Raw genomic sequence first — 17632 nt, 5'->3', positions numbered from 1 at the left:
GAACGGAGAGCCGGGGCCCGGTCAGAGCCTCCGGCCCTGCGCGTCGCGGGCGACGATGCCGTCCAGCTCCACCCCGGGCGCCAGCTGAGCCGGGTCGAACCAGAAGATCACCACCCGCGGGTCCTCGCTCCACCGCGCCAGCCGGGCGGTGATCTGACGGCCGTCGGCGGTGCCGACGATCCGTGTCGCGGGCCCGACGAAATAGCCGAAGGTGGGCACCGGAGCCGGGTTCGGGCGGTTTCCGGACTGGTCGCGGCCGATCTGGTGGAATCCCGGCCGGCGGTCGCTGCCCTCGACGTCGTTGGCCACAAAGTCCGAGATCAGCCGACCGTCGGCGGTGCGGCGGCCGGCGACCAGTCCGATCCTCACCCCGGGTAGCTGGGGCACCTTCACCGGGACGAAGTAGAGGACCCGCTCGTCGGTGCCGTACCGGATCCCCGTGTCCACCAACCCGCCGAGCGGCCGGGGTGCCGGCTCCTCCGGGCTCGCCGTGAGGCTGGCGGCCGGGACGGTGGCGGCCGGTGCGGTGGCGGCCGGGACGTCGCGTCGCTCCGGGTCCGGCGGGCGGGTCTGCTGGACGCCGACCGTGACGCCGACGGCGACCACCATCACCGACAGGGCCGCCGCGCCGGCCCCGGCGAGCCGGCGGCGCCGGCGCAGGCGGCGACCGTCGCGCATGATCACGGTCAGATCCAGGTTGTGCCGGTCGGGCCGTTCGGTCGCCCGCATGGCCTGGCGGAACTCGTCCACGTCGTTCACCGGCACGCCCCGTGGGTCTCCGGCGCGCCGACGGTGCGCAGCTTCTCCAGGGCGCGGGAACTGGTGCTCTTGACCGTCCCGACCGAGACGTCGAGTTCGCGGGCCACCTGTGTCTCCGGCAGGTCGAAGTAGTAGCGCAGCACGACGATGGCGCGCTCGCGGGGGCTGAGTGTGCCGAGGATGGCGAGCAGCCAGCGGCGGGTGGCGACCTCGTCCGCCACGTCGCCGCGGCGTTGCTCGGGGAGGTTCTCGCTGGGGTACTCCCGGATCGGTCGCCGCCAACTGTCGACCAGGTGGTTGACCAGCACGGACCGGGCGTAGCCGTAGGCGTCGGCGTCCCGGATCCGGGACCACGACGCGTACGTGCGGACCAGCGCGGTCTGCGCCGCCTCCTCGGCCTGGTGGTAGTTGCCGGTCATCAGGAAGGCGGCGTGCACCAGCCGCCCGGACGCCGTCCGGGCGAACTCGACGAACTCCTCGTCACCCCGGGCCATGCCGGCCCTCTCCACAGCTCACGCGGGACAGGACGGGTGGGGCGGCGGAAAGGTTGAGCCCGCGAGAGATCAACTTTATGGCCGGCCCACCCGTCCTCCTCGCTACGCAGCACCGGCCGGCGCTGTGCGGCGAGGGGAAACACATGACAACGAAGCCTACGGGCCGGGCACGCCCCGGCCTCGTTCCGGCACTGGCAGCCCTGCTGCTGACCGCGACGTTGGCCGGCTGCACGCCGCCGGCGGGCCAGCCAGCCGCCCCGGCGGCAGGTCAGGCGGGCGCCCCGGCGGCAGGTCAGGCGGGCGCCCCGGCGGCCAGGGCGGCCACGACCTCCGCGCCGCCACGACCCGTCGCCATCAGCTATCCGGCGGACGGCGGCAACCGGTGGTACGGCGCCGCCGCCGAGACGCCGGCCCCACGCGGTACCGGGAGAGTCCTGCGCTACCGGGTGGCGGTGGAGCGCGACATCCGGGGCCTGCCGGTGGCGGAGTTCGCGGCGGAGGTCACCCGGACGTTGAACGACCCGCAGGGGTGGACCGCCGACGGGGAGCTGAGCCTGCGCCGGGTGGGCTGGGGTCAGCGGGCCGACTTCACCATCTACCTCGTCACCCCGGGCACTCGGGACGAGTTGTGCCAGGACGTGCCGGACGGCTACACCTCCTGCCGCAACGGCGGCCGGGTGGTGCTGAACGTGGCCCGTTGGGTGAAGGGAGTGCCCGGCTACGGCGCGAGCCTCGCCACCTACCGGCGGTACATGGTCAACCACGAGGTCGGGCACCGGCTCGGCATGGGGCACGAGCGGTGCCCGGGGCGGGGTCGACCGGCACCGGTGATGCAGCAGCAGACGCTGGGCCTGCACGGCTGCACCGCGAACGCCTGGCCGTACCTCGACGGCGAGCGCTACACCGGCCCGTCCGGGGCCTACGACGACCCCATCCCACCCCGCGAGCGAGCCCGGCCCGCCTGAGTCCGACACAGAGATCTTGGAAGGAAATGGCCCTTGGAGGGGCCCCTTCCTTCCAAGATCCAGGAGTCACCGGGCGGGGACGGGTGGCTGGGGGTCAGTCGCGGGGGCGGGTCCAGGTGAGGAAGCGGTCGGTCAGGTCGGGTGGCGGAAGGCCGGGGTCCAGGTCGGCAGGTGTTCGCGGCGGCGGCTCGTGGTGCCGTCCTCAGTAGGCGCCTACGCCGGCCTGAACGGCCCGTTCGTCATCGCCAACAGCCCCGACCATCGGGTCGCCGGCTATCTCGACAACCAGCTCCAGGGACAAGTGGTTAGCGACCCGGACGACATCGCGGCCATGATGGCAGCGTGGGAGAACGTGCGCGGCGAGGCGCTGTCCCACTGGCAGTCAGTCGATCTCTCACGGAAGTGGCGGAGACATGGAGCTGAACGGCGCCCGGTGGCGCAAGAGCAGCCGCAGCAGCGGCAACGGCGGCGCCTGCGTCGAGGTCGCCGACAACCTGCCCGACGTGGTCGGCGTCCGCGACTCCAAGGACCCGGCCGGCCCGGCGCTCGTCCTCGCGCCTGCGGCCTGGCGCGCGTTCGTCGCCCACGTCCCCGAACGGGCCTGACCGGGCTACGCAGGGTGGTCGTGGCCCCACCGCCGGCGGCAGGCCCCACCGGTCCCCGCGGGCGCGGGACCGCGGAGGGCTACCGGACGCGGTCGAGGAAGGCCAGCGCGCGCTCGGTGAGCAGCACGGTGGCCTCCGGGGCGTACGCCGGCAGGCTGCTGTCGGCGAAGAGGTGCTGGCCGCCGGGGTAGAGGAACAACTCAGCGTCGTCGGCCTCGGCGACCAGCGCGCGGGCGGCGTCGAGGTCGCCCTCGGCCACGAAGAACTCGTCCGCGTCCATCCCGTGGATCTGGACCGGCACCCCCTTCGGCCACGCCCCGCCGAACTCGGAGGTCGGCATGCAGGAGTGGTAGAACAGTGCGCCGGTCGCGCCGGGGCGGGTCTGGGCCAGCGCCTGCGCCGGCATCACCCCGAGCGAGAACCCGGCGTAGACCAGGGCGTCGGGCAGCCCGTCGGCGGCTCGCCGGCCGCGTTCGAGGACCGTGCCGAACCCGACCTTCCGGCCGTACGCCAGACCCTCGTCGAGGGTGTCGAAGACCTGGCCGTCGTAGAGGTCGGGCAGGTGGACGGTGTGCCCGGCGTCCCCGAGGCGCGCGGCGAAGTCGCGGAAGCCGGGGGTCAACCCCTGCGCGTGGTGGAACAGCACAATCTCGGCCATCGGCGTCCCTCTCCCTGGGCGGCGCCTCGTCAGCCTGTCGATGGCCATGATGTCCTGAGGCACCGACACAACGTCGGCAACGACCCGGCGGAAGCCCAGGGAACCCGTCGTACACATGTTCCATCCACAGCCTGTGGATGCCGGAGGGATCGGATGAGTTACCAGCTCAGCGCGGTTGTCGCGGACGCCGAGCTGCTCCGCGAGCAGACGGCCGAGCTGGACCACGCGGTCCGCGGCGAGTTGCGCCAGGACTTCGCCCTGCTGCCGGTCACCCCGCAGCTGGTCGAGGAGCTGACCGGCGCCCTGCCCGACTTCTCGGTCGAGGAGCGTGACGTCGAGCACCCCTTCCACCTGGTCCTCTCGCCGGCCCTGAGCGAGGTGTTGGCGCGCTGGTCGCGGCAGGGGCCGGTGGCGTACCTGGAGGCGGAGTTCGCCGGGGGCGTCGGCTACCAGTCGGCGGCGGTCTGGCTCGGCGGCAGGCTGAGCTGGGGTCCGCGGGTGGAGACGGTCTTCGACGGGCCCCGGGCGGAGTGGCCGGTCAACGCGGCGCTGCTCCGGCTCGGCGCGGAGCCCGGACCGTGGATCGACCCGTTCGCGGAGCTGGGGCTGCACGTGGAGCGGAGCACCGAGGGCTGGCTGGCGCACGGACGCCGGCGGCTGAGCGCCGACTACTGGGACGAGCTCGCCGAGGAATGGGAAGACCGGCAATCTGCCGGTTAGCAGCAACCTCAACGCCCCGGACCCGTTGGAGACCCGGGGGATTCCATGAAATTGCGACAATTCGCCTTTATCGCGGCGCTGCTGACGGCTGCCTCCGTGGCCGGCAGCGGCGTCCGTCCACATGCGCCGGTGAACGGTCGACCGGCCGGGGTCGTGCAGGTCGTCGGCCTCGACGGGCTGCCCGACATCGAGTTCGGCGACACCGAGAGCGAGCTGACCCGGCGGGGCATCCTGCGGACCGACGTGGCGGCCTGCGGCCCGACGCTGGCCGGGCACGAGACGGTCAGCCCGGTCTTCGTCGAGGACCGGCTGGTGCTCCTCTGGCTCGGCGACCCGGTACACACCCCGGAGGGCATCACCGCCGGCACCCCGGTCGACCACGTCCGGGCGCACTACCCGGACGCCGTCCGGCTGCTCGCTCCACAGGGTACGTACCGGTTCGACGGGCTGCTCGCCCGCCGCGGCGACCGCGCGTACCTCTTCCTGCACGACGGCCGGACGGTCCGCAAGATCATCACAGGGTACGCGGACTGGGCGCGACGCCTCTTCGACGAGGGCCAGGGCCCCTGCTGACGGCATCGCCGGCGGGTTGTGCCGGCGGCCCGCTGACGGTAGAGACGACGCATGCGTCGGGTGAGCGCGGTCGTCCTCTCGGTGATCTGCGTGGCGTTGCTCGGCGTCGCCACCAACGTCGCCACCGGCGCGCTGCCGCAGGGCTGGTCGCCGTACCTCTGGCTGGCCTGGCCCCTGCTCATCCTGCTGATGCTGGTCCTGGTCGTGGTGGAGGTCCTCGAAGCGCGCGAGCCACGCGGCGCGGCCGCGGCGGGGACGGCGCGGGCCCGCCGGGCCCTGCTGGACCGGGTACGCCGCTACTGGGTCACCAGCGTGCTGGACCGCTCGCTGCACGAGGAGGTCCGGATCGAGTTGGGCATCACGGCCACCGCCGACGACCGCCGGCACCCGTGGACGGTACGGGCCAGCCACCCGGACGGGTTCGCCGACGTCCTCGACAACCGGACGTCCATGGCCGCGCTCTTCGACCGGCTCGACCGGGCGGTGGTGATCCTCGGCGCACCGGGATCCGGCAAGACGACGACGCTGCTGGAACTCGCCCGCGACCTGCTCGACCGGGCGGAGGCCGACCCGGAGGCGCCGATCCCGGTGGTGCTCAACCTCGCCTCCTGGGCGACCGACCGCCGGCCGCTCGCCCGCTGGCTGGCCGACCAGCTCACCGAGCGGTACGGCATCCCGTCCGAGCAGGCATCGGCCTGGGTGTCGGCCGGCGAGGTCCTGCCCCTGCTCGACGGTCTGGACGAGGTGACCGAGCCGTACCGGGACGCCTGCGCCCGGGCCGTCGCCGACTTCCACGCCGGCCAGCCGCTCACCCCCTCGCCGTCTGCTGCCGCAGCGCCGAGTACGAACAACTCGACGCCCGCCTGCCGGTCTACGGCACCGTCACCATCCAGCCCCTCGACCGGGCGCAGATCGAGCGGTACGTCGAACGGGCCGGGCTGACCGGGCTGCGGGCGGCACTCGCCGCCGACCCGGACCTGTGGCAGCTGGCCGACTCGCCGCTGCTGCTCAGCATCATGGCCCTCGCCTACGCGGACGGCGTCGACGGCCGGGCCGACGGACCGGCGGGCGCCGCCGCCTCCGGTTCCGGCCGGCAACGCCTCTTCTCCCGGTACGTCGACGTGATGCTGCACCGTCGGCCGCACCCGCACTACCCGCCCACCCGGACCACCACCTGGCTGACCACCCTCGCCCGCGAACTGCGTCGCCGCGGGCAGACGGTCTTCATGCTCGACCTGATCGACGAGACCTGGTCGGCGCGGAACCCCCGGGTTCCCGCGCGGGTGCTCGCCCGGCTCGCCGGCCTGCTCGGGCTGGGCGCGGTGCTCGGCCTCACCGGATGGTGGTTCGCCGACCGGCCCGGCCTGGTCGCCGCCGCCGGCCTGCTGGTTCTCGCCCTGCTGATGTCGGTCCGCCACCACCCGGCGCTGGGCGCGGTGACCACCCGGTTCCCGGTCCGGCGACGGGCGGATCCGGACGGCCACGGCCGGCTCACGGGCGCGGCGCTGGCGGTGGTGGACGTCGTCCGGCACCAACCGTCCACGGTGGCCGTCGGCGGGCTGGCCGTCCCGGTGGGCATCTTCGCCGCCGGGCTGAGCACCGGCGGCTTCACCGTTACCAGGGTCCTCGGCTACGGGGTCGGCTTCTTCGTCGCGGGTCTCGCCACGTACGCCGTGGTGGAGACCGTGGAGGACCCGTTTCCCCTCCGCCCGGCCGCGCCCGCCGCGGGCCGGCACGAGGTGCCGGGCCCGCTGGTACGCCAGCGGCTGACCTGCACGCTGCGCACGCTGGCGCCACTCGGGGTCGCCACCGGTCTGCTCGGGTGGGCGCTCGTCGCGTACCCCGCGGGCGAGGCGGCGGGCATCCGGTTCGGAACGACGGTCGGCAGCGGCGCGATGGCGACGGTCCTGGCCCTGGCGGCGCTGACGCCGATCGCGGAGCAGTGGCTGCTCCGCCGGCGGCTCGACCGCCAGCGGGTGGTGCCGTACCCCCTGCGGCCGTTCCTGGCCTACGCGGTGCAGTGCCTCTTCCTCCGCCAGGTCGGCGACGGCTACATCTTCGTGCACCGGGAACTGCTGGACCACTTCGCGGCCGGACCGGAGGCGATCCCGCGCCGGCCGGCGGGGCCGGCGGCCGAGCCGGTCACGGAGGGCCGGCCGGCCGGCTGACCGGACAGGGCCGGCTGGCGCTCGCCTACCGACCGGGCGTTCTCGCGGTCGATGTACCCGGCGTCCGGATCGTCACCCGGGCGACTACGACGCACGCGTCGACAGGGTCGACGGCACGGGAGGCGTGGGCGCTGAAGTGCGGGGTAACCGCCGTTCATGGCGCGGTACACGAAGCCCGAACTCAGAGAACAGCTCAAGGAAGAGATCAAGGCTTCCGACCGGGGCGGCCGGCAGGGGCAGTGGTCGGCGCGCAAGTCGCAGCTGCTCACCCGGGAGTACCAGAAGCGCGGCGGGGGCTACGAGGGGCCGAGGGACGAGCGGCAGAAGTCGCTGCAGCGGTGGGGCGGCGAGAAGTGGCAGACCAGGGAGGGCGGCACCCGCGCGCGTCACGGCGGTGAGACGAGTCGTTACCTGCCCAAGCAGGCCTGGGAGGAGCTCTCCGACGAGCAGCGGCGGGCGACCGACGTCAAGAAGCGGCGGGAGTCGAGGACCGGCCGGCAGCGTGTCGCCAACACCGGGCCGGCCAGACGCGCGCGCAGGGACGCCACGTCGGTCGGGCGGCTGACGGAACTGCCGGTCGCCGAGGCGGCCAAGCTGGTCCGCGGCCTCGACACGGGGCAGCTCAAGACGGCACTGCGGCGTGAGCGCGACGGCAAGGCCCGCAAGACGCTCATCCAGCGGCTGGAGTCGGAGCTCGACCGGCGCTGACCGGCGTCCGAGCCACCGCGGGCCCCAACACCGAGATCAGAAAGGGAACGCCCGGCCGGTCCACACGGACCGGCCGGGCGTTTTCGCCTTCGCCGATGACGAGGATCAGGCTCGGGACGGGTCAGGTCGGGAACAAGCGCATCAGGTTCCTGCGGCGTAGCGGATCCGGCGTGGGCCGAGGGCGGGACGCGATGAGCGGGCACCTCCCGCCGGGTCCCGCGACGGATGTAACTCTTTCGGCCGGAGGGACGCCAGACATATCGACCGGGGCAAGATCCCGGCCGGGCCCGGTGACCGCCTGGAGCGCGTGTCCGGGCCCTCGTCCCGACCAGACAAGGAATCCATGGTCAACCACGTGTTCCGCCCGACGATCCGCCGCGCGCTGCGGACCGGGTCCCTCGCGACCGCCGTCGTCGCGTCGATGCTCACCGCCCTTCCGGGCGCGGCGGTAGCCGCGCCCAACCCCGCCGACGTCGTTCTCGGCCTGCTCACCGACCCCGGCGAGGTCGGCCCGGACGGCGGCCCGGTCCGCCTTCAGGTCTCGGTACGCAACGCGGGGGGCGCCGAGGCCGACGATGTCACCGTGAAACTGCAACTGCCGGCCGGCGCAACCCTCGGCTGGGGCGAAGGACTCAACGGCTGGAGCTGCGACGCTGCCGCCGCCAAGTGCAAGTGGGGCGACCTCGCCGCGGGCGCCGCCACCGAGTTCGACGTCTGGGCGACCCTGCCCGCCGGCACGGACGGCCAGAAGGTGACGGCCTCCGCCACCGCCGCCACCGAGAGCCACGAGGCGTCCGCCACCAACAACACCGGCACCGCCACGGTCGAGTACGTGGTGAAGCCGGACCTCGCCTTCTCCTTCCTCGACTGGGACGGCAACAAGATCTCCACCCTGGGCGGCAACGGCTCGCGGGGTTCCGTGGGGGCCCGGGCGGTCAACGAGGGCACCGCCACCGCCCCCGGCGCCCGCTTCACCTTCCAGATGCCACCGGACGCCTTCGCCGGCTCCTGGACCGAGAGCGACCCGGCGTGGACGTGCGACTTCTCCACCTCCACCTGGGTCTGTGAGTACGACCAGGAGATCCCACCGGGCGAGGGGGTCCACTTCAACCTCTACCCGTACTTCCCGGCCGGCACGGCGGGCGACACCCGGACGGTGACCGGCTCGGTGTCGACCTCGGCGACGGAGCGGTCGCTGGCCAACAACAGCGACACGACCACGTTCACGTACGCCGTGCCGCTTCCGGGCGATCTGAACGTCTACGGACTGGACGTGGTCGGCACGGACGAGCTGCGGGCGAACCAGGAGTTCGAGGTGTCGGCGTTCGTGTCCACCGAGGGTGGCAGCCCGTCGGAGGACGTCGTGGTCCGGCTCCCGCTCCCGCCGACCGTCGAGTTCCTCTCCGTCGATACCGGCGACCCCGCCTGGGCCTGCCGGCTGGAGGGGACGACCGACCGGCTCGTCGAGTGCACCCGCGACTACTGGGACATCGGCACGGAGGGGCTCAACGTGCGGGTGAAGCTGCGGGCGCAGCCCGGCACGCCGGCCGGCCCGCTGACCTTCACCGCGACCGGGTCCGCCGGCACGCCGGAGTCGTCGACGGAGAACAACACCGCCTCGGACACCGTCACCTACATCGCCGAGGGCGCTGTCGCCGGCCACGTCTGGCTCGACCTCGACCGGGACGGCCAGCGCGACGCCGGGGAGCCGATGGCCTTCGACAAGATCGCCGGAATGACCGTCGTACCGGAGACGGGCTCGCTGCCGTGGGACTGGACGGGCATCTACACCAACACGGTCAGCGGGACCTACTGGGGCGGACGGCTGAAGCCGGGCCGGTACACCGTCAAGGTTTCCCTGTGGGACGGCAGCACCACCCAGTTCACCACGCCCGACCTGGGCGACGACGCCACCGACTCGGACATCGTCAACTACGTCGGCGGCTACTACCCGTACGGGCTCAGCGCCCTGGTCGAGGTGCGCGACGGCGCCGAGACCCAGGTGGACATCGGCATCCTGCCGCAGTCCTGACGCCCTGCCGGGGAGGGCCCGGGTCCGCTCGGGCCCGGGCCCTTCCCGTACGAAACGGAGACCAGAAGCGGAACGCCCGGCCGATCCTCGCGGATCAACCGGGCGTTTTCGCACCTCATGAGCGGTGGCGGCGGGATTTGAACCCGCGGAGGGCTTGCACCCTCACACGCTTTCGAGGCGTGCTCCTTAGGCCACTCGGACACGCCACCGCCGAGTAGGCTACAGGACCGCGGGTTCCGATGCCGAACCGGTATCCCGGACGGCGGCCTGGCAGGATCTTCGCCATGAGTACGCACATCGGCGCGAAGCCGGGAGAGATCGCCGAGCGGGTCCTGATGCCGGGCGACCCGCTGCGGGCCAAGTGGATCGCGGAGACCTACCTCGAGGACGCCCGGTGCTACTCGACGGTCCGGGGCATGCTGGGCTTCACCGGCCGCTGGAACGGCGTCGAGGTCTCCGTCCAGGGCTCCGGCATGGGCATGCCCTCGGCCTCCATCTACGCGCACGAGCTGGTCAACGAGTACGGCGTGAAGACGCTGATCCGGGTCGGCTCGTGCGGCGCCCTGAGCGAGGACCTCCGGCTGCGCGACGTGGTCGCGGCGATCGGCTCGTCCACCGACTCGAACATGAACCGGATGCGGTTCGACGGTCTGATCGACTACGCCCCGGTGGCCGACTTCGGGCTGCTGCGTACCTCGGTCGAGGTGGCCGAGCGGCGCGGCATCACCATGCGGGTCGGGCCGATCCTGGCGGCGGACGCCTTCTACACCGACCGGCCGGACCTCTACGACACCCTGGCCGACTACGGCGTGCTCGCGGTGGAGATGGAGTCGGCGGCGCTCTACACCATCGCGGCCCGGTTCAAGGCCCGCGCGCTGACCGTGCTCACGGTCAGCGACCACATCAAGACCGGCGAGAAGACCACCTCCGCGGAGCGCGAGCAGACGTTCAGCGAGATGGTGGAGATCGCCCTGGACACGATCATCGCCTGACCCCCGCAGCGCCTCTCCGCCCCGCCGTCCGTCGACGGCGGGGCGGCATCGTCTCCGGCCTGCGGTGACCATCGTCACCCGTAGAATCTATACGACCGGTCGTGCTTTTTTCGTACGCTGACCGGCATGACAGTCGACGGACGCGTCGCGCGCGGTGACCGCACCCGCACCGCGGCGCTGGACGGGGCGGTGGTGCTGGCCACCGAGGTCGGCCTGCACGGGCTCTCGCTCGCCCAACTCGCGGACGCCCTCGGGGTCAGCAAGTCCGGGCTCTTCGCGCACTGGCGTTCCAAGGAGGCGCTCCAGCTCGCGGCGGTCGACCGGGCGGTCGAGCAGTGGCAGGAGCGGATCGTCGCACCGGCGCTGGCCGCCCCGGCCGGCGTCCGGCGGATCTGGGCCCTGCACGCCGCCCGGATCGACTTCTACGCCGCCCGGGTGCTCCCCGGCGGCTGCTTCTTCGCCAACACCCAGTTCGAGTACAACGCCCGCCCCGGCCCGGTCCGCGACCGGCTCGCCGAGGCGTTCGGCCGGTGGACCACCTTCCTCGAACAACTCGTCCAGCGGGCCGTCGACGCCGGCGAGCTGCCCGCCGACACCGACGTCCCGCAACTGGCGTACGAGATCGACGCGCTCGGAATGAGCGCCGCGATGCACTCCCGGCTGCTCGACCCGGAAACCGCCTACCGGCACGCCCGCCAGGGCCTGCTGACCCGCCTGCGGGCCCTGTGCCCCGACCCGACCCTGCTACCGGAAGGCCTGGAATGAGCCACGCCGTCGCCACCCCGCCCACCGTCGAGTTCGGCCACGTCGAGCACGTCACCGTGCACTTCGACGACCTCGACGCGATGGGCATCCTGCACAACGCCCGCTACGCGGTGCTGCTGGAGCGGGCGCTGACCCCGTACTGGGCCGAGCGGGGCATCGCCTACCGGGGCGGGCAGGACACCCCGCCCGACCTGTTCCACGCGGTACGCGAGTTCACCATCACCTTCCGGGCCCCGATCACCGGCACCGGGCCGGTGGCGGTGCACTTCTGGCTGGAGCACCTCGGCACCAGCAGCGCCGAGTACGCCTACCAGTTCCGCTCCGTCGACGGCCACACCCTGCACGCGGAGGGGCGGCGGGCGATCGTCCGGCTCGACCCGGCCACCCTGCGGCCGGCGCCCTGGACCGAGGCCGCGCTGGCGGTCGGCGCGACCCTGCTCCGCCCCGCCCCGACCCCCGCCTGACCCACCGCCCCGGGCTCCCCGGCGCCGGCGCCGGCGGGCCGCCGGGCCGTGCGGGTGCATCTGTTGTCGTTCCAGCGACAAGAGATGCACCCGCAGAGCCGGCACCACCGCGGCCAGCGCGCCCCCTTGACCGCGGCAGCGCACGGGGCCGAGCAGCAGCGGTCAGGCCAGCGCCTCGGTGGGAGCGAGCCGGGCGGCGCGGACGGCCGGGTAGAGGCCGGCGCAGCCGCCGATCACCAGCGTCGCCGCCACGCCGCCGACCATCGCCCAGGCCGGGACCACGGTCGGCCACCCCTGCGAGAACGCGTAGCCGGTGGTGACCAGGATGCCGAGCAGCACACCGCCCGCCCCGCCGAGCGCGGAGAGCAGCAGCGACTCGGCCAGGAACTGGGTGCGGACCTGCCCCCGGGTGGCGCCCAGCGAGCGGCGCAGGCCGATCTCGGCCCGCCGCTCCAGCACCGAGATGACCATGGTGTTCGCCACCCCGACGCCGCCGACCAGCAACGCCACCGCACCGAGACCGAGCAGCAGCCCGGTGAACGCCTCGTCGGTGGCCTCCGCGGCCGCCAGCGCGTCCGACGGCCGGGACACCTCCACCTCGTTCGGCGCCTCCGGGTTCGCGGTCGCGCCGAGCACCGACCGGACCGCCTCCACCGACGCCTCCCGGGACCGGGTGTAGACGGTCGTCGGGTGCCCGTCGAAGCCCAGGTAACTGGCCGCGGCCGGCCAGCCGACCAGCGCCGAGCTGTCCAGCTCCGGGGCGAGCGGGGCCGGCGCCAGGATGCCGACCACGGTGAACCAGCGCCCGCCGAGGTGCACCTGCACGTCCGGGCCGGCCGCGCCGAGGCCGAGCCGCCGGGCGGCGGCGTCGCCGAGCACCACGGCCGGGTACCGCTCGGTGGCCCCGTTCAGCCAGGTGCCGCTGCGTACCGTCGCGCCGACGGTGTCGAGCAGCCCGAGCTGGGCGGCCCGGGTGGCGATGCCGCCCGTCTCCCCCGCCGGGATGCGGTCGGAGCGGTAGACCGGGGTGTCCGGCACCTGCCCGGTGGCGGCCACCCCGGTCACCGGCCCGATCCGGCGGATCATCGCCACCGACTCCACCGGGAGCCGGGCCTGGTCGCCGAAGAGCGTGCTGCCCGGGGCCACGGTGAGCAGGTTGGTGCCGAGCCGGTCCAGGGTGCGGTCCAGGTCGGCGCGGGACGACGAGGAGATGCCGACCACCGCCACCATCGCCGCGATGCCGATCGCGATGCCCAGGGCGGAGAGGAACGCGCGCAGCGGCCGGGTGCGCAGCCCGACCCCGCCGACCCGGAGCACGTCGGCGGGTCCCAGCCGGGCCGGCACCAGCCGCGGCCGGGTGTCCACCACCGTCAGCCCACCCCGGTCCCGCCGGGTGTCCACGGCCATCAGCGCACCCCCTCGAAGACCGGCGCCGACGAGTCGGCGACCACCCGGCCGTCCCGCATCCGCACCTGCCGGGGCAGCCCGTCGGCGATCTCCCGGTCATGCGTGATCACCACGACGGTGGTCCCCGCCGCGTGCAGTTCGCGCAGCAGCGCCAGCACCCCGGCGCCGGCCACCGAGTCGAGGTTGCCGGTCGGCTCGTCGGCGAGCAGCACCGCCGGCTCCCCGACCACCGCCCGGGCCACCGCGACCCGCTGCCGCTCGCCGCCGGAGAGCTCGTGCGGCCGGTGGGTCAGCCGGTGCCCCAGCCCGACCCGGTCGAGCGCGACCTCCGCGCGCCGCCGCCGCTCCCGTCGGGGTACGCCGGCGTAGAGCAGCCCGTCCGCGACGTTGTCCAGCACCGACGTGCCGACGGCGAGGTGGAACTGCTGGAAGACGAAGCCGATCCGGCGGGCCCGCAGCGCGGCCAGCTGGCGGTCCGGCAGGGCCGCCACGTCGTACCCGTCGATCCGGACCCGGCCGGCGGACGGGCGGTCCAGCGTGCCGATCAGGTGCAGCATGGTGGACTTGCCCGAACCGGACGGGCCGACGATCGCCAACAGCTCGCCGTGGCGGATCCGCAGCGACACCTCGCGCAACGCGGTGACCCCGCCCGGGTAGGTCCGGCTCACCCCGTCCAGCACGACGGCGTCCGCGGTCATGCCGGCATCCCCACGGTCATCCCCTCGGCCACGTCCGGGCCGCTGATCTCGACCCGGCCGGCGGCGAAGAGCCCGGTGGTGACCGCGACGATCCGGCTCCGGCCGTCGTCGACCACCTCCACCCCGTAGCCGCCCTCGGCCAGCGCGAGCAGCGCCGCCACCGGCACGGTGAGCACGTCGGGACGCTCGGCGGCGGTGAAGGTGACCTCCACCGACGCCTGGTCGTAGCCGGCCAGCTTCGCCGGGTCGGCCACCGACACGGTGACCTCGATCTTCGTCTCCGCCTCGGTGGACTGCCCGCCGGCGCCACCGGTGCCGGCGTCGATCACGGTCTGCACCGTCTCGACCTTCCCGGCCACCGGCTCGCCGTCGGGCAGGCTGACGGAGACCGCGCCGCCCTTCTTAGCCAGCCGCTGGTCGTCGACCTCCAGCTCCACCGTGACCAGCCGGCTGGTCCCGGTGTACGTCAGCACCCCCTGACCCGGCTGCGCCGCGTCCCCGGGAGCCGCCTGGTGGCTCTCCACCCGGACCGCGCCGGCCGCGTAGACGATCCGGCCCGGCTCGACCCGGCCGGTCTCGGCCAGCCCCAGGTCCTCCTGCCACTGCCGGACCGCGTCGGCGGTGCTGCCGGTGTACTCGTCGTCGACCGTGAACCCGTCGTGGCCGAGCGCCCGCAGGTTCCGTTCGAACTGCTCGACGTCCGCCCCCTCCACGCCGGGCTGGAGCACCCGGTACGCCGGCAGCGACCCGTAGAGCAGCACCACCGGGTCGTTGTCCACGGCGTAGAGCCGCCCGCCCCGCTTCACCGTCGCACCGGTGTCCGGCAGGGCGGTGATCGTCCCGGCGAGCCGGGCGGTGGCGGTGCGGGTGGTGCCGTACCCCAGCTCGCCGTCGACCGTCCGGGCGTCGGTCAGCGTCTGCCGGGTGACCGTGGCGGTGGCCGGCGGGGCGGTGTCGGCGGCGGCGGTGCTCCGGTCGGTCCCGCCGAAGCCGACCGCGGCGGCGACCCCGGCGCCGGCCGCGACCACGACGGCGGCGGCCACCGCGACCGTCCGGAACCGGCGAGCGCTCACCGTGCGGCCCCGGCGATCTTCGGCGCGTACTGCCGGCACTTCTCCATCGCGGCCTTCACCTTCGGGTCCTTGACGTTCACCACGTCGAGCCGCAGTTGGATGCCGCCCTCCGCGGACGGGTCCGGGAACTCGGGCACGCCGTTCTCCCGCATGCAGGCGGCGAACTTGCGCAGCCGTTCCACCTGCTCCGGGTCGAGCTTCCGCTTCTCCCCACCGTTGGGCAGGTGCTGCCGGCACTTCTCCATGGCCGCCTGCACCTTCGCCGGGTCGGTCTTCCCGTCGAACCGGAACAGCCGGCCGCCGCCCGGCTCCGGGTCCGGCACCTCGACCCCGTTCTCCCGCATGCACTCGGTGAACTTCAGCTGCCGTTCCTCGTCGCTGAGCTGCGCGGCGGCGGAGGCCGGCACCGGTTCGGCACCACCGGCCCCGCCCGCCGTCGCCACCGCCGGCTCGTCGCCCGACCCGCCGCAGCCGGCGACGGCCAGGGCGAGCAGCAGCGGCACCGCGAGTAGTCCTCGTCGCATGACACGCTTCCTCTCCGGGCCCGGCGGAAGCCGCCGGGCGTTTCCCGATGGGCCCGACGGAAGCCGCCGGGCATCCCCCGATCCGCCCGGCGGTCCGCCGGGCGTCCCGGTCAGTCGACGACAAGGGGCGTATCCCGGGCGTAACCGTCGGCGTTAACGGCGGCGTTATCCGGGGGCGGGGCACCATTGGCGGGTGAGGGTGCTGGTGGTGGAGGACGAGAGCCTGCTCGCGGAGAGCATCGCCGAGTGGCTGCGCCGGGAGGCGTTCGCGGTGGACGTCGCGTACGACGGCGACGCGGCGCTGGAACGGCTCGGCGTCAACGACTACGACGTGGTCGTCCTCGACCGGGACCTGCCGGTGGTGCACGGCGACGAGGTGTGCCGGGCGATCGTCGACAGCGGCGGGGAGACCCGGGTGCTGATGCTCACCGCGGCGGCGGCCGTACGGGAGCGGGTGGCCGGCCTGGCGCTCGGCGCCGACGACTACCTGACCAAGCCGTTCGCCCTGGTCGAACTCTCCGCCCGGGTGCACGCGCTGAGCCGGCGGACCCGCCGGGCCGCGCCACCCACGCTGGCCCGGGCCGGCATCGTGCTCGACCCGGGCCGCCGGGAGGTGCACCGGGACGGCCGGTACGTGCCGCTGTCCCGCAAGGAGTTCGCCGTGCTGGTCGAGCTGCTGCGCGCCGACGGCGCGGTGGTCTCCGCCGAGGAGCTGCTGGAGCGGGCCTGGGACGAGCACATCGATCCGTTCACCAACGTGGTCCGGGTCACCGTGATGAAGCTGCGCCGCAAGCTGGGGGACCCGCCGGTGGTCGAGACCGTGCCCGGTGTGGGATACCGGATCCCGTGAAGCGCCTCTCGCTGCGGGCCCGGCTGACCCTGATCTACGGCGGCCTCTTCCTGGCCGCCGGGCTGGTCCTGCTCGCGGTCACCTACGTGCTGGTCGAGCAGCGCACGGCCCAGCCGTTCGGGGTGGCGCTGCGCGACGTCAAGCCGGTCGTGCAGGGGGTGGAGACCAAGCTCAACGGCGTGCAGGCCGAACAGCTGCGGCTGCTGGTCAACAAGGCCCAGGACGACGCCCGGGACCAGACGCTGTACTCGCTGCTCACCCAGGGCGGCATCGCGCTGGTCCTGGTCTCCGTGGTGGCCATCGGGTTCGGCTGGCTGGTCGCCGGCCGGGCGCTGCAACCGCTGCACCAGATCACCGGGACCGCCCGCCGGATCGCCGGCGCCGACGTGGCCGGACGCGGGCTGCACGAACGCATCTCGCTCTCCGGCCCCCGGGACGAGGTCCGCGAGCTGGCGGACACCTTCGACGAGATGGTGGAGCGGCTGGACCGCTCGTTCGACGGGCAGCGCCGGTTCGTCGCGAACGCCTCGCACGAGCTGCGTACGCCGCTGGCGCTCAACCGCTCGCTGATCGAGCTGGCCGTCACCCGGCCCGGCGCGTCCGAGGACGTCCGCCGGCTGGGCGAGTCGCTGCTCGCGGTGAACGAGCGGCACGAGCGGCTGATCGACGGGCTGCTCACCCTGGCCGACTCGGAGAACGAGCTGGCCGCCCGGTCCCGGGTCGATCTGGCCGAGGTGGCCGCGCACGTCGTCGACCAGGCGGTCCGGGCGGCCGACGGGCCGGCGGTGACCCGGGAGCTGGCGGCGGCGCCGGTGACCGGCGATCCGGTGCTGCTGGAGCGGCTCACCACCAACCTGGTGGAGAACGCGCTGCGGCACAACCTGCCGTCCGGCGGGTCGGTCGGGATCAGCACCGGCCTGCTGGCCGGCCGGGCGACGCTGACCGTGCGCAACACCGGCCCGGTGGTGCCCGGCTACGACGTGGAGACCATCTTCGAGCCGTTCCGCCGGCTCTCCGGCGAGCGGGTCGGCGGCGGGCGCGGGTTCGGCCTGGGGCTCTCCATCGTCCGGGCGGTGGCCCGGGCGCACGGCGGAACGGTCACGGCCCGGCCCCGCGACGGCGGCGGGCTGGTGGTCACCGTCGAGCTGCCGGCCGCCTGACGCTCGCCGGCCGCCCG

At 74.0% G+C, this 17632-nt stretch carries 20 protein-coding genes, 1 tRNA gene and 1 pseudogene; 14 read left to right on the top strand and 8 right to left on the bottom strand.

Annotation, left to right across the window (positions count from 1 at the left end):
* Positions 1-21 precede the first annotated feature (21 nt).
* Together AC1WTP_RS08670 and AC1WTP_RS08665 are read right to left on the bottom strand one after the other, a co-directional pair.
* Positions 22-759 (bottom strand): hypothetical protein, encoded by a 738-nt coding sequence (locus AC1WTP_RS08670; RefSeq protein ID WP_481648696.1) that lies wholly within the window; start codon positions 757-759, stop codon positions 22-24.
* Complete coding sequence (locus AC1WTP_RS08665) at positions 756-1253, bottom strand: SigE family RNA polymerase sigma factor (RefSeq protein ID WP_481648695.1); 498 nt, start codon at positions 1251-1253, stop codon at positions 756-758. The genes AC1WTP_RS08670 and AC1WTP_RS08665 overlap by 4 nt, the downstream gene beginning before the upstream one ends.
* Positions 1254-1396: 143 nt before the next feature.
* Here AC1WTP_RS08665 and AC1WTP_RS08660 point away from each other — a divergent pair, with 143 nt between their 5' ends.
* The 3 genes and pseudogenes from AC1WTP_RS08660 to AC1WTP_RS08650 all read left to right on the top strand — a co-directional run bounded on the left by AC1WTP_RS08660 (position 1397) and on the right by AC1WTP_RS08650 (position 2823).
* On the top strand, positions 1397-2218 hold the full coding sequence (locus tag AC1WTP_RS08660; protein WP_481648694.1) for a DUF3152 domain-containing protein: 822 nt from the start codon (positions 1397-1399) through the stop codon (positions 2216-2218).
* Between the two features lie 190 nt (positions 2219-2408).
* Positions 2409-2641 (top strand): annotated as a pseudogene (locus tag AC1WTP_RS08655) (Scr1 family TA system antitoxin-like transcriptional regulator); the annotation flags it as partial.
* Entirely contained in the window at positions 2632-2823 is a 192-nt protein-coding gene (locus tag AC1WTP_RS08650) for a DUF397 domain-containing protein (RefSeq protein ID WP_481648693.1), read from the top strand. The pseudogene AC1WTP_RS08655 and the gene AC1WTP_RS08650, both read left to right, overlap by 10 nt.
* 79 nt (positions 2824-2902) lie before the next feature.
* On the opposite strand, the gene AC1WTP_RS08645 is transcribed toward AC1WTP_RS08650, so the two are convergent.
* The gene (locus AC1WTP_RS08645) at positions 2903-3481 is read right to left on the bottom strand and encodes a dienelactone hydrolase family protein (protein ID WP_481648692.1); all 579 of its coding nucleotides are present in this window, start codon (positions 3479-3481) and stop codon (positions 2903-2905) included.
* Between the two features lie 153 nt (positions 3482-3634).
* Between AC1WTP_RS08645 and AC1WTP_RS08640 the strand changes: the two genes are divergently transcribed.
* From AC1WTP_RS08640 to AC1WTP_RS08615, 6 genes are all read left to right on the top strand, one after another.
* On the top strand, positions 3635-4201 hold the full coding sequence (locus tag AC1WTP_RS08640) for a hypothetical protein (protein ID WP_481648691.1): 567 nt from the start codon (positions 3635-3637) through the stop codon (positions 4199-4201).
* An 81-nt stretch (positions 4202-4282) separates the two neighbouring features.
* Positions 4283-4774: a hypothetical protein gene (locus AC1WTP_RS08635; protein WP_481648827.1), complete on the top strand. Its 492-nt coding sequence runs from the start codon at positions 4283-4285 to the stop codon at positions 4772-4774.
* 51 nt (positions 4775-4825) lie between these two features.
* Positions 4826-5716 carry an NACHT domain-containing protein gene (locus tag AC1WTP_RS08630; RefSeq protein WP_481648690.1) on the top strand — a complete coding sequence of 297 codons (891 nt, stop codon included), beginning with the start codon at positions 4826-4828 and terminating at the stop codon, positions 5714-5716.
* A gap of 74 nt (positions 5717-5790) precedes the next feature.
* Complete coding sequence (locus AC1WTP_RS08625) at positions 5791-6942, top strand: hypothetical protein (protein WP_481648689.1); 1152 nt, start codon at positions 5791-5793, stop codon at positions 6940-6942.
* A 156-nt stretch (positions 6943-7098) separates the two neighbouring features.
* Positions 7099-7650: a hypothetical protein gene (locus tag AC1WTP_RS08620; protein WP_481648688.1), complete on the top strand. Its 552-nt coding sequence runs from the start codon at positions 7099-7101 to the stop codon at positions 7648-7650.
* A gap of 343 nt (positions 7651-7993) precedes the next feature.
* Complete coding sequence (locus AC1WTP_RS08615; protein ID WP_481648687.1) at positions 7994-9682, top strand: SdrD B-like domain-containing protein; 1689 nt, start codon at positions 7994-7996, stop codon at positions 9680-9682.
* Positions 9683-9804: 122 nt separating this feature from the next.
* On the opposite strand, the gene AC1WTP_RS08610 is transcribed toward AC1WTP_RS08615, so the two are convergent.
* A tRNA-Ser gene (locus AC1WTP_RS08610) sits at positions 9805-9891 on the bottom strand.
* 75 nt (positions 9892-9966) lie between these two features.
* Here AC1WTP_RS08610 and deoD point away from each other — a divergent pair.
* The 3 genes from deoD (at position 9967) to AC1WTP_RS08595 (ending at position 11903) form a co-directional block, all read left to right on the top strand.
* Complete coding sequence (gene deoD / locus AC1WTP_RS08605; protein ID WP_481648686.1) at positions 9967-10674, top strand: purine-nucleoside phosphorylase; 708 nt, start codon at positions 9967-9969, stop codon at positions 10672-10674.
* Between the two features lie 126 nt (positions 10675-10800).
* Positions 10801-11439: a TetR/AcrR family transcriptional regulator gene (locus AC1WTP_RS08600; RefSeq protein WP_481648685.1), complete on the top strand. Its 639-nt coding sequence runs from the start codon at positions 10801-10803 to the stop codon at positions 11437-11439.
* Positions 11436-11903, top strand: a complete 468-nt coding sequence (locus tag AC1WTP_RS08595; RefSeq protein WP_447133966.1) for an acyl-CoA thioesterase — start codon at positions 11436-11438, stop codon at positions 11901-11903. Before AC1WTP_RS08600 ends, AC1WTP_RS08595 begins: the two co-directional genes overlap by 4 nt.
* 162 nt (positions 11904-12065) lie before the next feature.
* Here the strand turns inward: AC1WTP_RS08595 and AC1WTP_RS08590 are convergent, their stop codons facing one another.
* From AC1WTP_RS08590 to AC1WTP_RS08575, 4 genes are read right to left on the bottom strand one after another with little or no spacing between them, the layout of a single operon-like run.
* Positions 12066-13310, bottom strand: coding sequence for an ABC transporter permease (locus tag AC1WTP_RS08590; protein WP_481648684.1), 1245 nt, complete (start codon positions 13308-13310; stop codon positions 12066-12068).
* Positions 13310-14008: an ABC transporter ATP-binding protein gene (locus tag AC1WTP_RS08585; protein ID WP_481648683.1), complete on the bottom strand. Its 699-nt coding sequence runs from the start codon at positions 14006-14008 to the stop codon at positions 13310-13312. Before AC1WTP_RS08585 ends, AC1WTP_RS08590 begins: the two co-directional genes overlap by 1 nt.
* Complete coding sequence (locus AC1WTP_RS08580) at positions 14005-15081, bottom strand: efflux RND transporter periplasmic adaptor subunit (protein WP_481648682.1); 1077 nt, start codon at positions 15079-15081, stop codon at positions 14005-14007. Before AC1WTP_RS08580 ends, AC1WTP_RS08585 begins: the two co-directional genes overlap by 4 nt.
* A complete protein-coding gene (locus AC1WTP_RS08575) occupies positions 15078-15605 on the bottom strand; it encodes a hypothetical protein (protein WP_447133962.1) in 528 nt (175 codons plus the stop codon). Before AC1WTP_RS08575 ends, AC1WTP_RS08580 begins: the two co-directional genes overlap by 4 nt.
* A gap of 193 nt (positions 15606-15798) precedes the next feature.
* Here AC1WTP_RS08575 and AC1WTP_RS08570 point away from each other — a divergent pair, with 193 nt between their 5' ends.
* Positions 15799-16455, top strand: a complete 657-nt coding sequence (locus AC1WTP_RS08570) for a response regulator transcription factor (protein WP_481648681.1) — start codon at positions 15799-15801, stop codon at positions 16453-16455.
* Complete coding sequence (locus AC1WTP_RS08565; RefSeq protein WP_481648680.1) at positions 16452-17615, top strand: sensor histidine kinase; 1164 nt, start codon at positions 16452-16454, stop codon at positions 17613-17615. The genes AC1WTP_RS08570 and AC1WTP_RS08565 overlap by 4 nt, the downstream gene beginning before the upstream one ends.
* Positions 17616-17632: the final 17 nt, after the last annotated feature.

The organism is Micromonospora sp. R311 (assembly GCF_056780015.1).
This window is presented reverse-complemented; position numbering and strand designations above follow the sequence as displayed.

What these genes read in the sequence shown, in the direction of transcription:
- AC1WTP_RS08665 (WP_481648695.1), bottom strand. Translation starts at nt 1,253, where the DNA reads ATGGCCCGGGGTGACGAGGAGTTCGTCGAGTTCGCCCGGACGGCGTCC.
- AC1WTP_RS08660 (WP_481648694.1), top strand. Translation starts at nt 1,397, where the DNA reads ATGACAACGAAGCCTACGGGCCGGGCACGCCCCGGCCTCGTTCCGGCA.
- AC1WTP_RS08650 (WP_481648693.1), top strand. Translation starts at nt 2,632, where the DNA reads ATGGAGCTGAACGGCGCCCGGTGGCGCAAGAGCAGCCGCAGCAGCGGC.
- AC1WTP_RS08645 (WP_481648692.1), bottom strand. Translation starts at nt 3,481, where the DNA reads ATGGCCGAGATTGTGCTGTTCCACCACGCGCAGGGGTTGACCCCCGGC.
- AC1WTP_RS08640 (WP_481648691.1), top strand. Translation starts at nt 3,635, where the DNA reads ATGAGTTACCAGCTCAGCGCGGTTGTCGCGGACGCCGAGCTGCTCCGC.
- AC1WTP_RS08630 (WP_481648690.1), top strand. Translation starts at nt 4,826, where the DNA reads ATGCGTCGGGTGAGCGCGGTCGTCCTCTCGGTGATCTGCGTGGCGTTG.
- AC1WTP_RS08625 (WP_481648689.1), top strand. Translation starts at nt 5,791, where the DNA reads ATGGCCCTCGCCTACGCGGACGGCGTCGACGGCCGGGCCGACGGACCG.
- AC1WTP_RS08620 (WP_481648688.1), top strand. Translation starts at nt 7,099, where the DNA reads ATGGCGCGGTACACGAAGCCCGAACTCAGAGAACAGCTCAAGGAAGAG.
- AC1WTP_RS08615 (WP_481648687.1), top strand. Translation starts at nt 7,994, where the DNA reads ATGGTCAACCACGTGTTCCGCCCGACGATCCGCCGCGCGCTGCGGACC.
- deoD (WP_481648686.1), top strand. Translation starts at nt 9,967, where the DNA reads ATGAGTACGCACATCGGCGCGAAGCCGGGAGAGATCGCCGAGCGGGTC.
- AC1WTP_RS08600 (WP_481648685.1), top strand. Translation starts at nt 10,801, where the DNA reads ATGACAGTCGACGGACGCGTCGCGCGCGGTGACCGCACCCGCACCGCG.
- AC1WTP_RS08595 (WP_447133966.1), top strand. Translation starts at nt 11,436, where the DNA reads ATGAGCCACGCCGTCGCCACCCCGCCCACCGTCGAGTTCGGCCACGTC.
- AC1WTP_RS08590 (WP_481648684.1), bottom strand. Translation starts at nt 13,310, where the DNA reads ATGGCCGTGGACACCCGGCGGGACCGGGGTGGGCTGACGGTGGTGGAC.
- AC1WTP_RS08585 (WP_481648683.1), bottom strand. Translation starts at nt 14,008, where the DNA reads ATGACCGCGGACGCCGTCGTGCTGGACGGGGTGAGCCGGACCTACCCG.
- AC1WTP_RS08575 (WP_447133962.1), bottom strand. Translation starts at nt 15,605, where the DNA reads ATGCGACGAGGACTACTCGCGGTGCCGCTGCTGCTCGCCCTGGCCGTC.